The 13,995-nt window shown below is 53.1% G+C and carries 11 protein-coding genes; 5 read left to right on the plus strand and 6 right to left on the minus strand.

Annotation, left to right across the window (positions count from 1 at the left end; all coding sequences use genetic code 11):
• Window positions 1-32: 32 nt before the first annotated feature.
• From ACO2Q8_RS13390 to ACO2Q8_RS13410, 5 genes are all read left to right on the plus strand, one after another.
• Entirely contained in the window at window positions 33-404 is a 372-nt protein-coding gene (locus ACO2Q8_RS13390) for a helix-turn-helix domain-containing protein (protein WP_423345328.1), read from the plus strand.
• Window positions 405-596: 192 nt separating this feature from the next.
• Window positions 597-3,494: an excinuclease ABC subunit UvrA gene (gene uvrA / locus ACO2Q8_RS13395; RefSeq protein WP_423345329.1), complete on the plus strand. Its 2,898-nt coding sequence runs from the start codon at window positions 597-599 to the stop codon at window positions 3,492-3,494.
• 334 nt (window positions 3,495-3,828) lie between these two features.
• Window positions 3,829-4,665, plus strand: a complete 837-nt coding sequence (locus ACO2Q8_RS13400; RefSeq protein WP_423345330.1) for an SDR family oxidoreductase — start codon at window positions 3,829-3,831, stop codon at window positions 4,663-4,665.
• A gap of 156 nt (window positions 4,666-4,821) precedes the next feature.
• Window positions 4,822-5,400 carry a DUF2652 domain-containing protein gene (locus ACO2Q8_RS13405; protein ID WP_423345331.1) on the plus strand — a complete coding sequence of 193 codons (579 nt, stop codon included), beginning with the start codon at window positions 4,822-4,824 and terminating at the stop codon, window positions 5,398-5,400.
• Between the two features lie 93 nt (window positions 5,401-5,493).
• Window positions 5,494-6,411 (plus strand): helix-turn-helix domain-containing protein, encoded by a 918-nt coding sequence (locus ACO2Q8_RS13410; RefSeq protein ID WP_423345332.1) that lies wholly within the window; start codon window positions 5,494-5,496, stop codon window positions 6,409-6,411.
• Window positions 6,412-6,502: 91 nt separating this feature from the next.
• On the opposite strand, the gene ACO2Q8_RS13415 is transcribed toward ACO2Q8_RS13410, so the two are convergent.
• The 6 genes from ACO2Q8_RS13415 to ACO2Q8_RS13440 form a co-directional block, all read right to left on the minus strand.
• The gene (locus tag ACO2Q8_RS13415; protein WP_423345333.1) at window positions 6,503-7,825 is read right to left on the minus strand and encodes an enolase C-terminal domain-like protein; all 1,323 of its coding nucleotides are present in this window, start codon (window positions 7,823-7,825) and stop codon (window positions 6,503-6,505) included.
• 13 nt (window positions 7,826-7,838) lie between these two features.
• Complete coding sequence (locus ACO2Q8_RS13420; protein WP_423345334.1) at window positions 7,839-8,954, minus strand: mannonate dehydratase; 1,116 nt, start codon at window positions 8,952-8,954, stop codon at window positions 7,839-7,841.
• Window positions 8,955-9,066: 112 nt separating this feature from the next.
• Complete coding sequence (locus ACO2Q8_RS13425; RefSeq protein WP_423345335.1) at window positions 9,067-9,930, minus strand: 2-hydroxy-3-oxopropionate reductase; 864 nt, start codon at window positions 9,928-9,930, stop codon at window positions 9,067-9,069.
• 86 nt (window positions 9,931-10,016) lie between these two features.
• A complete protein-coding gene (locus tag ACO2Q8_RS13430; RefSeq protein WP_423345336.1) occupies window positions 10,017-11,462 on the minus strand; it encodes a GntP family permease in 1,446 nt (481 codons plus the stop codon).
• A 133-nt stretch (window positions 11,463-11,595) separates the two neighbouring features.
• Window positions 11,596-12,369 (minus strand): HpcH/HpaI aldolase family protein, encoded by a 774-nt coding sequence (locus tag ACO2Q8_RS13435; protein WP_423345337.1) that lies wholly within the window; start codon window positions 12,367-12,369, stop codon window positions 11,596-11,598.
• Between the two features lie 28 nt (window positions 12,370-12,397).
• Complete coding sequence (locus ACO2Q8_RS13440) at window positions 12,398-13,909, minus strand: SusD/RagB family nutrient-binding outer membrane lipoprotein (protein WP_423345338.1); 1,512 nt, start codon at window positions 13,907-13,909, stop codon at window positions 12,398-12,400.
• Window positions 13,910-13,995: the final 86 nt, after the last annotated feature.

Genomic DNA, 13,995 nt, shown 5'->3' on the forward strand with positions numbered 1-13,995 from the left:
ATGTGGCAGGCACAAACAGCTAAGGGGTAGCTATGATTCTTGAAATTAACACGAACCAACAGTACCAGCAAGCGATGGAAGCGATTGAAGGCTTCCTGGCGAAAGGTTCAGCCGGGCTCAGTGAGTCGGAACTGGCCGAATTACAACGACTCTCCCTGCTCGTTGAGAAGTATGAGGACATTCATTATCCGATGCCCGTCGAACCGGCTACTTTACCGGAAATGATCCGCTTGCGGATGTTTCAGGAAAACCTGAAGCAGAAAGACGCGGCCAGGCTGTTAGGCGTTACGGAAACCCGGTTATCGGAGGTTTTATCCGGAAAACGGCGGGTCAACATGGATATGGCTAAGCGACTGAACGACAAGTTGAAGATTCGGGCTGAATTTATTTTGCAAAGGGCGTAAATCGGAACCATAACCTACAATTTTTGGCTGAATGTAGCTTAACTCTACGTGAGTTCTCTACTTGAGAACAGCTACCCAACCCGATCCAGGCGGGCAAAACCGCCCCCGAAAGAAGTCCCCCGGATTACTTTCCTCTGCCCGAAACTTCATAACTTTATTTTCTGTTAGGGTTTAGAATAAGGTTTTCACAACGTGACGGAAAATAACACCCCCGCCCGAACTGCCGGGCTTACTGACATTGACCTGACGGGCTACGAACAGATTGAGGTATTGGGCGCCCGCGAACACAACCTGAAAAACATTGACGTTACTATTCCCCGCAACAAACTGGTGGTCGTGACCGGCATCAGCGGCAGCGGCAAATCGTCGCTGGCGTTCGATACCATTTATGCCGAAGGGCAACGCCGGTACATGGAAAGCTTTTCGGCCTACGCCCGCTCGTTCATCGGCAACATGGAGCGGCCCGATGTCGACAAGATCAACGGGCTGAGCCCGGTGATTTCCATCGAACAGAAAACCACTTCGAAAAACCCGCGCTCGACCGTCGGCACCACGACCGAGATTTACGACTTTCTGCGGCTGCTCTACGCCCGCGCCGGGGAAGCCTTTTCGTACGTCACGGGCCGGAAAATGGAGCGGCAGTCGCAGGACCAGATCATCGACTCGATTCTGACGCACTACGCCACTAAAAAACTGACGCTGCTGGCGCCCATCGTGAAAGGCCGAAAAGGACATTACCGCGAATTGTTCGTGCAGGTCGCCAAACTCGGCTACACCAAAGTGCGCGTCGACGGAGCCGTGCAGGATATTGTGCCCAAAATGCAGCTCGACCGGTACAAGGTTCACGACATCGAGATCGTGATCGACCGGATTGTACCCAAACCCGAAGACCGGTACCGGCTGAGCCAGTCGGTGCAGACGGCGCTGAAGCAGGGCAAGGGTGCCATGCAGATTCTGGACGAGAAAAACCAGGTGACGTATTTCTCCCAAAACCTGATGGACCCCGAATCGGGCATCAGCTACGACGAGCCATCGCCCAACACGTTTTCGTTCAACTCGCCCTACGGTGCCTGCCCGGTTTGCAACGGCCTGGGCATCATTGAAGAAATCACTGAAGAATCGGTCATTCCCGACAAATCACTGAGTATCAGCCGGGGAGCCATTGCCCCGCTGGGCGAATACCGCGAGTTGTGGTTTTTTCGGGAAATCGAAGTCATTCTGAAAAAATACAAACTCAGCCTGACGACGCCGGTGGAAAAATACCCGCCGGAACTGCTGCACGCCCTGCTCTACGGAACCGAAGAAGACGCCACGATGCCGTCGAAAAAGTACCCCGGGCAGGATTACTACAACTTCAAGTTTGAGGGCGTGATTACCTTCCTGAAACGACAGCAGGAAACGGCAGACGGGGCCGGTCGCTCCGACAAAATTCAGGAGTGGCTGAAGGATTTTACGGTCGTGAAAACCTGCCCCGAATGCGAGGGCGCACGGCTGAAAAAAGAGTCGTTGTATTTCCGGATCGACAACAAGAACATCTCGGAACTGGCCCGAATGGACATTGCGGAACTGGCCGTTTGGATGACCGGTCTGGAAAACCGCCTGTCGGACCGCCAGAACGTGATTGCCAAAGAGATTCTGAAGGAAATCCGCAAACGGATCGGTTTTCTGCTCGACATCGGCCTGGATTACCTCATGCTTGACCGCCCGCTGCGGACGCTCTCCGGTGGCGAAGCGCAGCGAATCCGGTTGGCCACCCAGATCGGCACCCAACTCGTTGGTGTTCTGTATATTATGGATGAACCGAGCATCGGCCTGCACCAGCGCGACAACGTCAAGCTGATCGATTCGCTCAAAAACCTGCGCGACCTGGGCAATACGGTTTTAGTTGTTGAGCACGACAAGGATATGATGCTCGAGTCGGACTTTATTCTGGACATCGGGCCGGGCGCGGGTCGTCACGGCGGGCAGGTGGTCGGGGCCGGAACGCCCGTGCAATTCCTGACCAACGGCAGCACCACGGCGGCTTACCTGAGCGGTCGGCGGGCCATCGACGTACCGAAAAACCGGCGGAAAGGCAACGGCAACTTCCTGACAATCAAAGGCGCAACGGGCCATAACCTCAAGAACGTCACGTTAAAGTTACCGCTGGGCCAGATGGTTTGCATCACGGGCGTTTCGGGCAGCGGCAAATCGTCGCTCATCCACGAAACACTGTTTCCGATTCTGAACAAGCATTTTTACAAATCGAAGCGCGAAGCCCTGCCGTTCAAGTCGGTCGAAGGACTCGAACACCTCGATAAAGTGATTGAGGTCGATCAGTCGCCGATTGGCCGGACGCCCCGCTCGAACCCGGCCACGTACACCGGCATGTTCTCGGACATCCGCAGCCTGTTTGCCGAACTGCCCGAAGCTAAAATCCGGGGCTACAAACCGGGGCGGTTTTCGTTCAACGTCAAAGGTGGGCGCTGCGAAGAGTGCGAAGGAGCCGGGATGAAGAAAATCGAAATGGAGTTTTTGCCGGACGTTCACGTCATGTGCGAAACCTGCAAGGGCAAGCGGTTCAATCGCGAGACGCTGGAGGTACGGTTTAAGGGGAAATCCATCGCCGACGTGCTCGACATGACCGTGGAGCAATCGCTGGAGTTTTTTACGAGCCAGCCGAAAATCCTGCGCAAAGTCCAGACCCTCAACGACGTCGGTTTAGGCTACATTACATTGGGCCAACACGCGACCACGCTCTCGGGTGGGGAAGCGCAGCGGGTGAAACTGGCCGAAGAGTTGTCCAAAAAAGATACCGGCAAAACGCTGTACATCCTCGACGAGCCCACGACCGGGCTGCATTTCCAGGATATTTCGCACCTGCTCGACGTGCTGAACAAACTCGCCGACCGGGGCAATACGGTTCTGATCATCGAACACAACTTGGATGTGATCAAGGTCTCGGACCACGTCATCGACCTCGGCCCGGAAGGTGGCAACAAAGGTGGCCAAATCATCGCCGAAGGAACACCGGAGAAAGTAGCCAAAGCCAAAGGCAGCTATACCGGCAAGTTCCTGGCGCTGGAGTTGGCCGACAATGGAAACCGTTGAAACGAGTCCTCAAAACTCATCCTAAAGCCTATATGCGCGAACGGGCTAGTTGACCCGCAACCTGGTTATTTTTCTTTTCCTGCGTCTGCCTCCCAGCGTAGTCTTCGTTTTTCGGGTAAACTAATCCGGCGAATGAGTTTTCGTCGCCGGTTGTCGTTTTTACGCGGCTATCGACATCGAAAATGCAGAAAAATCATCCGGTCTGACGGCCCTTCCCGGTCGCCCTTCAACGGATCGTTGATTTGGCTACAACAACCGTTGATTTAGCTACTTCCGTGATTTACAATCCTGCCAACTTTGTAGTGTAATCATTAACAATTAAACACTTAAAAAAATGGACACGAAAAAAGTATGGTTTGTAACCGGAGCATCAAAGGGGTTGGGATTATCCCTGGTGAAAAGATTATTGAATGAAGGCTACCAAGTAGCCGCTACTTCCAGAACGGTTGAAAGTTTGGAAAAAGAAATAGGCAAATCCGCTAATTTTCTTCCGTTGGAAGTAAACGTAACCGATGAAACAAGTGTAAGTAGCGCCATTGCTAAAACCGTGGAAGTATTCGGCACTATTGATGTCGTCGTGAACAATGCGGGCTATGGCCAGTTAGGTACTTTGGAAGAATTGAGCGACAGCGAAGCGCGTGAAAATTTTGACACGAACGTCTTTGGTTTATTGAATGTAATGAGAAATGTAATGCCTCATTTACGTAACAAAAAATCAGGACATATTATCAACATTTCTTCCATTGCCGGATTTTTAGGAGCGTTCCCTGGCTGGGGTATTTACAATGCAACCAAATTTGCCGTTGCCGGATTAACGGAAGCATTTTCGGCAGAAGCAAAATCGTTGGGGATAAAGGCAACGATTGTTTATCCCGGCTATTTTAAAACAAATTTTCTGTTGAAAGGCTCGCTTCGCCTAGCCGAAAATCCGATTGCCGAATACAAAGAAGCAAGAGATCTGGAAGTCATCCACGATACCCAAATCATAGGCAATCAACCAGGTGATCCTGAAAAAGCAGCACTGGCTTTTATCCAGTTGGCAGAAAATGAAAATCCGCCACTTCACTTCTTTATGGGCAGCGATTCTTTTGGAATGGCCAAAAATAAAATTGACATTTTACTAAGTGAATTGAGTGCCCATGAAGCATTGAGCAAATCCACCGATTATTAATGCCAGCTACGAGCTTCCCGGCCACCTAACGGCCGAACGTGCAAACCCCGCATGAGCCCCGCCTTCCTTTAAGTACGAAATTATCACCTTTGTTATCCGCACCTAAAGGAAGGCGAGGGCCTTGTTGACTATATATTTTACTAAAATAATATGGCTATGGACAGTACAAATACGAAGGGAACCGTATTAATTGTCGATATTAGCGGATACACAAAGTTTATCAATAACATCGATATACAAAACGGTGTTCAGATTGTCAGAACATTACTTAATACCATCATAAAACAAGACAGGCTATCACTCTCCATAGCTGAAATAGAAGGCGATGCCGTTTTATTTTACAAGCTTGGAAAACCATTTCCTATTCAGCTTTTGATGGCTGAATTTTATTCAATGTTCAATGCATTCAAAACGGAAATCGATCTTTTGGAGAAGCAATTCCCTGCTCTAAAAGATTTAAGTTTAAAAGCGGTAACCCATTATGGCAGTATAGAACAATACACTATTGGCGGATTTCAAAAGTTATATGGAAAGGTTTTGGTAGATGCACACCGATTACTTAAAAATAGCATTCCTACCGATACATATGTGATGATAACCAACCATTACTTAAACGCATTAACGGAATCAGAAAGCCAATACATTTTATTCAACGGTTACCAACGGTGCGATTTATATGATGTAGGAAAACTATGCTATACTTATATTCCGTTTCCAAAAACCGTCTATAAATAACAACCTTGTAATGCGTTGCCCATAAATTTAGCATGGCAGAACAATTGATTTCCTGAAAAGAAGTTTACCTTTAATTACTTTCCTGATAAAGACATGAAGAACAATAAGGTACATACATTCAGCTCGATTAGCCAGTTTCATAAGATGAGCAATTTACCGAAGCCAGAACACCCGTTGGTAAGTCTGGTGGATTATGGCCTGGTGGAATATCAGACCGATGAAAAGGAAATCAGTTGGGTACAGAATTTTTATACTATCGGATTGAAACGGAATATACAGGGTAAGTTTCGTTACGGGCAGCAGCAGTATGATTTTGATGAAGGACTATTATCGTTTGTTGCATCAGGACAGTTGGTACATCTTTCTGTCGAAAAACCTACCGTAAAACCATCCGGCTTCCTGTTGCTGATTCATCCTGATTTTATCTGGAATACTTCGTTGGCTAAGACTATAAAACAATGCGATTTCTTTGGCTACGCTGTCAATGAAGCCCTCTTTCTTTCAGAGAAAGAGGAAACCGTCATTACCGATATTTTCCTGAATATTCAGCGGGAATACCACTCTAATATTGATAAATTCAGTCAAAAAATCATTATTTCACAAATAGAACTGTTACTAAATTATTGTGAACGGTTCTATCAACGCCAATTCATAACCCGAAAGAAAAGCAGCCACCAAATACTTGAAAGACTGGAAAATATACTTGATGATTATTTTGGCAACGATAATCTGATAGACAAAGGGTTACCCACCGCTCAATACATTTCAGATTCACTGAACGTATCGCCCAACTATTTGGGCAGTTTGCTCAAAACTCTGACCGGACAAACTACCCAGCAACACATTCACAATAAACTAATCGAAAAAGCAAAAGAGAAGTTATCAACTACTAATTTATCGGTCAGTGAAATTGCTTATACATTGGGCTTCGAACATCCTCAATCATTCAGTAAAATGTTTAAGTCCAAAACCAATCTTTCGCCTTTGGAATTTCGAGCTTCTTTCAATTAATGGGTCATTCGTAAAGCTGTCCATCGAAGTCCGGTTTTTGGGTCTGCCTTTGAACCCAACAAACTCAAACGGGCTTTAGCCCGTGGGTACGTTACCAGCGGACGGACTGGAATTTCCAGCCGGGCTGCACTTTCTGCATTTCGATTTCGTCGTCCCGCTTCGTTAAGCCGCAGTCGAGGTAATTCTGGTGCAGAGCCGCCAGGGCTGCGCGGTCGAGTTCCACCCCCAAACCGGGTTCCTGCGGAACGGCCACCGAGCCTTCCTCAAATGAAAACCGCCCCCCGACAATCACCTCGTCCGACTGCCAGGGATAGTGCGTGTCGAGCGCGTACGGTACCTGCGGCAAAGCTGCTCCGAGGTGCACCATCGCGGCCAGCGAAATGCCCAGATGGCTGTTGGAGTGCATCGACAAGCCACGCCCAAACGTTTCGCAAATCCCGGAGAGTGTCATCGAGGCCCGCAAACCACCCCAGAAATGGTGATCGCTCAGAATGATGTCTTCCGAACCCACCGCGATGCTATTCGGAATGTCGTCGAACGAGGTCGTGCACATGTTGGTCGCCAGGGGTGTTTTGATGGCTTTTCGCACCCGGGCCATGCCTTCCTGCCCGCGCGTCGGATCTTCCAGGTATTCCAGAATCGGTTCCATTTCCCGGCCATACTGAATCGAGGTCTCAACCGTCCAAAGCGCGTTGGGGTCAATTCGCAGCGGTACATTCGGCCCAAACGCTTCGTGCAGCGCAAACATGGCGTTCACCTCCTGCCGGGGTTCAAAAACCCCGCCTTTGAGTTTGATCGACTGAAACCCGAACTCCGCGCACATGGCCTGCGCCTGCGCTACGATTTCGGCCGGGTTCAGACCGCTGGCTTGCCGGGCAGCCGCCCAACCGGTTGCGTTCGGGTCGGTTCCAAAACCCAGTTTTCCGCCCGCGCCTTCGTACTTATAAAACAGATAGGCCGAAAATGGCACCCGGTCGCGCATTTTACCCCCGAGCAGATCGACCACCGGGCGACCCGTCACCTTCCCGATGATATCCAGGCAGGCCACCTCAATGGAACTGAAAATGTGCACCATCTTCCGCTGATCCCAGGGCGTTTCGCCCCGCTGGGCGGCCGTGTCGGTCCCGAAATGGTTCACCAGCACCCGCCGGATTTCGTTGAGTTGAAACACGTCCCGACCCATCAGCAAATCGCGGGAGGCTTCCAGCGCCCGGTCGATGTCGCGGTTGCCCGGTATTTCGCTGATGCCCGAAACTCCATCATCGGTCAGCAGTTCCACAATGGTCCGGAGGGCGTACGGCGCGTGCAAACCGGCCGCATTCAGCAAGGGCGGATCGACAATGGCAATGGGTGTTACGGTAATTTCTTTGATTCGGGGACCGGTTTTACCGGAAAAATCGGGCGATGTGCGCATAGAAAAACGGGGTTCAACTGACTTCGTCGGATACGGCCTGAAGCAGTCCTTTGATGTATCCGTATGCAAAAGAAAAAGCCTGCAACGTACTACCCGGATCGCGGTGGTGCGGCACATGATCGGGCATCACCATACCCGAAAAACCGACATCACGCAGCGCCCGGACGACGTGCAGAAAATTCATATCGCCGTTGTCGGGGTACACTTCCTGGAAGTTATTCCAGCCGCCTTTGATGTTCCGCAAATGGACGTTGAAAATCTGGTTTCGCTCGCCCACCCACTTGATAATCGGCATGATCTCGGTTTTCGGGTCTTTCAACCCTTCGGCAATGGAGCCGATGCAGAAATTAAACCCGTGGTATTCCGAATCGTAGAGTTTGGCAAACCGCTGAATGCCTTTAAACACGTCCGGGCTGTTCCAGCGCGTGATGCCCCGGTAGCCCACGGGCGTCGGCGGATCGGCAATGTGGTTGGCCATCTTGACCTTGTATTCCTTCGCCACCGGCAGAATCCGGTCGAGCATGTACGTAATCCGCTCAAACATCTGATCGATCGAGACATCACCCGCGACGGTTTTCGGATGGTTCTGTTTCAGGGCTTCCTCGTAATTCCAGGTGCTGTAATCGGCATTCCCGCGTTTGGGGTCGGTGGTCCGGCCCGTCCGCAACACCGGCAGAATCGTTGTGTTGTAGTTCAAAACTTTAATGCCGGTTTTCCCGGCGACCTGAATCATTTGTTGCAGGATCTCGATTTCGCGGTCGCGCTCGGGACTTTTGCCGAGCATGATGTTGGGGTATTCCACCTTGTCGATGCCCGCCGACGTCAACGGAAAGTGGTAGGCGTCGAGGCTGATTCCGTATTTTTCGCAGGCTTCCCGCTTCCGCATCGAATCGTCGAGATCCCAGCCCTTGCCGGGAATGGTTTTGGGCGATCCGCCGTCGAGGTTGTAGACGCCGTGCCGGGCCTTGAACTCCAGATTTTCGACCGTCGTGCCGCCCGACTGGCAGCCCACTTTCATCAGGACTTTTTTGGGCACGACCCGGTTTTCGGCTTTCGCCGATTCGGGACCAAACGCAGCCGCTCCGACGGAACCGGCCGTAACCACTTGGAGAAATTCTTTCCGTTTCATCTTGGTAAGGGCTTAAAAATGAATGTTTAGGTACTTACAACCCCAACCCTCTAAAGGGAGCTTTCAAATCCGGATTCATTAAGCCCCCTTTAGGGGGTTGGGGGTAAAATTATTATTCCTTCTCCAACTGCCTGACAATCGCGCTGTGGTCCAGTTCGCCATCTCCGGCCTCCAGAGCAGCTTTCATCTGTCCGGCCACCAGCGCCGTCGCTTTCAGCGGCACGGCAAATGCTTCGCCGGTTGCCAGCGCAATGCCGAGGTCCTTGTTATGCAGTTTGATTTTAAAGCCGGGGGCAAAATTGCGCTCGATCATCCGTTTGCCGTGCAGGTCCAGAATGCGGCTTTGGGCAAAACCGCCCAACAGCACTTCCCGCATTTTTTCGAGATCGACACCCGCCTGCTTCGCCAGCGTAAAGGCTTCCGAAACCGCCTGAATCGTGATGCCGACGATGAGTTGGTTGCAGGCTTTGGTGGTTTGCCCGGCACCCGGTTCGCCGATCCGGACGATGTTTTTGCCCATTGCCTGAAAAACCGGCAGGGCGCGCTGGAAAGCCGCTTCGCTTCCTCCGACCATGATCGACAAGGAAGCCGAAACCGCCCCCACCTGCCCCCCCGATACCGGCGCATCCAGCGCTTCGACGCCTTTTTCCTGCATCCGTTGGTACAGCGTCCGGGCCGTCGCCGGCGCGATGGTCGACATGTCGATGAACAGAGCGCCCGGTTGAATGCCCGCCAGCACCCCGTCCGGCCCCAGCACTACCTGTTCCACCTCCGGCGAGTCGGGCAGCATCGTGATCACGACGTCGCTGGCCTGCGCCAGCGCCTGGCTGGTGGGAAATGCCTGCGCACCGGCCTCCACCAGTTCGCCGGATGCCTGGCTCGTTTCCAGCACCGCCACTGGATAACCGGCTTTCAGTAAATTCAACGCCATGGGCTTTCCCATGATGCCTAAGCCAATGAAACCTATTTTTTCCATATAACGTACCCACGGACTTTAGTCCGTGTGAGTTTGTACTAACTCCTGGATTTAGAATCTTCTACACGGACTAAAGTCCGTGGGTACTAGACGAGTGGAAACAATTGCGCGCCGATCAGGATGACGATCAGACCCGCCAGGCCCATGACCACCAGCAAGGGCGAAATGGTCTTGAGGGCTTCCTGCTCGGTCAGGTTACTCAGTTTGCAAATGATCCAGAAACCGGCGTCGTTCATCCAGGGCACCAGCTTGGAACCGCAGCCAATGGCCAGCCCCAGGTAAACCGGGTGAAATTCGAGGTTCGCATTACTGGCCATGCCCGACAAAATCCCGGAGGCCGTGATCAGCGCGACCGTGGCCGAACCCTGGGCCGTCCGGACGACGGCGGCAATCAGGAACGCCAGCGGAATCAAGGCCATCTGGTAGTCTTTGGTCATGTCGGCAATGCGGGAGCTGATGCCGGTTTGCTGCAACATCCCGCCGAACGCGCCCCCGGCCGCCGTGATCAGGATAATACCGCCCCCGCTCATCAAAGCCGCCTGCACAAAGGGCGTCAATCCGTCCTTGCTGTTTTTCTTCTGACTCGCCAGAATCAACAGGGCCACAATGCCGCCCGTGACGATGGCAATGTTTTTATCCCCAAAAAACCGGATCACTTTCAGAATATTGTTCAGAAAAGCCGAGTCAGTCAACGGTTGGCCGGGCGTGGAGAGGGCGTTGATGGCCGTATCGGCACAAATGAACACGAGCGGAATCAACACCGGCAGCAGCGATACGCCCAAACCGGGCAGGTGATGGTCTTCTTTGGCCGCAATCGATTTAATGTCTTCCAGCTTCGCATCCAGCGAGTCCCGCAACGGAATCGGCCACTTTCGGTTGGCCCAGAGCGCGAAAAAGTAGCCCGCCGTGATCGTGAAAAGCCCCACGATGGTTCCGGCGATCATCATCAGGCCAATCGGAATGTGCATTTCACCCACCAGAAACAACGGCCCCGGTGCGGGCGGCACCAGCGAGTTGGCCATTGCGGCCCCGGCCATGATGCAGAGCACCAGCAGCAGGTAGTTTTTCCCAATCCGTAACGTCATGGCTTTGGCGAGCGGCATCATCAGGAAAATAACCGTGTCGAAAAAAACCGGGATGCCCAGAAAAAAGCTGCTGACGAGAAAGGCGATGGGCGCTTTTTCGATGCCAGTGAGCCGCAGCATCGACCGGATGATGCGTTCGGCGGCCCCGCTTTCGAGCATACACTTCCCGATGATGGCGGCCATCGCGATCAGGATGCCGATCTTGCCGCAGGTGTTGCCAAACTCGGTGGCGATGCGCTCGCCGATGCTTTTTTTCGCCAAGGCCTGCGCAGCCGCCGGAGCGGTCCCCTTGGCAATGGCAAACTGTTCGATGGCCGACGCGGGCGTGAGCAGGGCAACGATGAACGCTCCGAGGAGCAAGGCCAGAAACGGGTGCAGTTTCAATCCGATGATGCCTCCGACAACAATCAGAACACCAACGGCCAGGATAAAGAGCGGATCAGACATTCAGGCGGTTTTTAGGGGTTGAGGAGGTTTGAGATTTGAGGTTATTACACCGAGTTAATCAGAGATCATCAGAGTTAACCAGAGTATCCCTGATAACTCTGATGATCTCTGATTAACTCGGTGTAATAACTAGTTACTTATAAACACTTCGAAACGCATTCAACTTGGCCGCCAGGGTCCGGGCGCCGTCGGCTACGAAGGTTCCGTCGGAGCCGCAGGCCAGGAACCGGATGCCCAGGTCATGGTAGCGCTGGTAATCGTCCGGGTTGAAAAAGAGAATGCCGGTCGCTTTCCCGGCTTTCCGGGCCGCGTCGACGGTTTCCTGCAAAGCCTCCTTGAACCGGGGATGATTGAATTGCCCGAAAATCCCCAGTTCCATCGACAAATCCGCCGGGCCGATAAACAGCACATCCACGCCCTCCAGAGCCGCTACTTCGTCCAGGTGGTTCAGTACTTCGACGGTTTCGATCTGCAACACGCCCAGCGTGGTATCGTAGGAGTCGGCGTAATACCGGTCGAAGTGCTGCGCAAAACCGGTCGCCCGGACCATCTTGGCAACGCCCCGATGCCCGTGTGGCGGATAATGCAGGCCATCGACCACCTTCTGCGCATCTTCCGGGTTCCGGATTTTGGGGCACATAATCCCCTCCGCCCCCATGTCGAGCACCCGGTGAATCCGCTGGCTTTCGGCGCTTTCCACGCGAACAATGGCTCCGGCCCCGGTGTGTTCCAGGGCCTGTAATTGATACAGCACGTCCTTTTCCGAACCCGCTCCGTGCTCGAGGTCGATCAGCACCCAGTCGAAACCGGCCTGGCCCACTATTTCGGCCGTCAGCGAACTGCCCAGATTCAACCAGCATCCGTTCAGGGTTTCCCCTTGCTTCAGTCGTTTTTTTAGATTTTTCATGGATAAGAAAGAAAAAATCGAAGCGGGTTTACTTCTTATCCCACCAGATACGCGTGTCGAGCAAATTCGGTCCCTGTCGGCTAATGGCCTGATCGACATTGGCTTTGTTGACGTTCAGTTCGGCGTCCGTATACGTCAGCCGACGGATGAAGTCTTCGGTTTTGAGGTCTTTGCCGGGATACGGATTCGGTTTCAAAACCGGGTATCCGCTCCGCCGGAAATTGGCCCAGGTTTCGGGCCCGATCAGAAACGACGCGACCCAGTATTGGGTGTTAATTTGCTCCAGTTCTTTGCCAATCGCCAGCGGATTCGCGTCGACATAAGCCGTAATCGCGCTTTCCGAAACGGCAGTATTGGCTCCATACGTCGCCAGTTGCTGCATGTGCGCCCGAATGCCGTTGGTGTATAACGTCGCCGGATTGCCCGTGGTCCATTTCCGGAAAGCCGCTTCGGCCAGCAACAACTGCGTCTGGGCGTAGGTCACCAGGAAGCTCGGGGCTGTCAGCGACGCCATGCGCGTCCGGTCGAGCTGGCTGTAATCCCACAAACTCGCCAGTTTGCTGGCCGTTACAGCCGCGCCGATGGTCGTGTTGTCGTAGCCCTGCGGAGCGCCAACCTGCACGGCGGGCGTCCGGTTGGCCCGCGACTCGACCTGCTGCGCCCCGCTAGTGGCCCCCACGTAGCGAACCGCAATCGACGCCAGCCGGGGGTCGTTATTTTTCTGCAAAAAACTCACAAACTCCTCATCCAAATAGAAAAAAGCCGACTGCCCGCCGTTCAACTGGCTCCCGACGGGGTTGGTAAAGCTGGCCGTATGCCGGATAATCGCGTTGTCGGCATTGGACTGCATGACGCCCCCGGCCACGGCTTTGGCCACGTACTCGGCGGCTTTGGTCGGGTTGACTTTCGAAAGCCGCATGGCTGCCCGCAGCAGCAGCGAATAGCCCAGCCGCTTCCATTTGACCACATCGCCGTCGTACAGTACGTCGCTGGCGACCTTCGTCTTGGCCGCATCCAGCCCCGCCGAAGCCGCATCCAGCTCCGTTAATATATCGGTATAAATGGCCTCCTGCGTGTCGTAAACCGGTTTTACGATGCCTTCGAGGTAGCTTTTCCCGGCCTGAACATACGGCACGTCGCCGTAGCTATCCGTCACGACCATGAACGAATACGCTTTCCAGATCCGGGTCATGTTGTAGAGATTCGAGCGAGCGGGATCGTCTTTCGTTTTGGTGATGACGTCGACCAGTTCGCGGATGACGGTCCGGTAGTACGTGTTCCAGTTGCCATTCGAAACGCCCCGGTTGTCCTGGTTGAAATTAGCCGCCGAGCCCTGTCCGCTGAACGGTGTGATCATTTGCTTGACAATGGTGGTTTCGTAGCTAAGGTTGCCGTAGCCGGGTGCGCTGTTGACGATGGCGGTGTTGAGTTGAAACGCCGGTTCGACGGCCGTGAGGGCAATCGGGTTGATGTTCATCTCATCGAACCCCTCGTCGCAGGCAGTGAGCAGGAAGGCCAGGCTTATGAGTATCTTTTTCATGGTTGTCGTATGGGTTGGAGGAGGGTTGTTACACAGGGTTAATCAGGGGACATCAGAGGTTATCAGAGATTCCCTGATTAACCCTG

This window comes from Larkinella sp. VNQ87 (genome assembly GCF_049445795.1).
Classification (GTDB): Bacteria; Bacteroidota; Bacteroidia; order Cytophagales; family Spirosomataceae; genus Larkinella.

Excerpts from the sequence above, each read along its gene's own strand:
- ACO2Q8_RS13415 (WP_423345333.1), bottom strand. The coding sequence starts at position 7,825 with ATGCGCACATCGCCCGATTTTTCCGGTAAAACCGGTCCCCGAATCAAA.
- ACO2Q8_RS13400 (WP_423345330.1), top strand. The coding sequence starts at position 3,829 with ATGGACACGAAAAAAGTATGGTTTGTAACCGGAGCATCAAAGGGGTTG.
- ACO2Q8_RS13440 (WP_423345338.1), bottom strand. The coding sequence starts at position 13,909 with ATGAAAAAGATACTCATAAGCCTGGCCTTCCTGCTCACTGCCTGCGAC.
- ACO2Q8_RS13430 (WP_423345336.1), bottom strand. The coding sequence starts at position 11,462 with ATGTCTGATCCGCTCTTTATCCTGGCCGTTGGTGTTCTGATTGTTGTC.
- ACO2Q8_RS13435 (WP_423345337.1), bottom strand. The coding sequence starts at position 12,369 with ATGAAAAATCTAAAAAAACGACTGAAGCAAGGGGAAACCCTGAACGGA.
- ACO2Q8_RS13410 (WP_423345332.1), top strand. The coding sequence starts at position 5,494 with ATGAAGAACAATAAGGTACATACATTCAGCTCGATTAGCCAGTTTCAT.
- ACO2Q8_RS13425 (WP_423345335.1), bottom strand. The coding sequence starts at position 9,930 with ATGGAAAAAATAGGTTTCATTGGCTTAGGCATCATGGGAAAGCCCATG.
- ACO2Q8_RS13420 (WP_423345334.1), bottom strand. The coding sequence starts at position 8,954 with ATGAAACGGAAAGAATTTCTCCAAGTGGTTACGGCCGGTTCCGTCGGA.
- ACO2Q8_RS13390 (WP_423345328.1), top strand. The coding sequence starts at position 33 with ATGATTCTTGAAATTAACACGAACCAACAGTACCAGCAAGCGATGGAA.
- ACO2Q8_RS13405 (WP_423345331.1), top strand. The coding sequence starts at position 4,822 with ATGGACAGTACAAATACGAAGGGAACCGTATTAATTGTCGATATTAGC.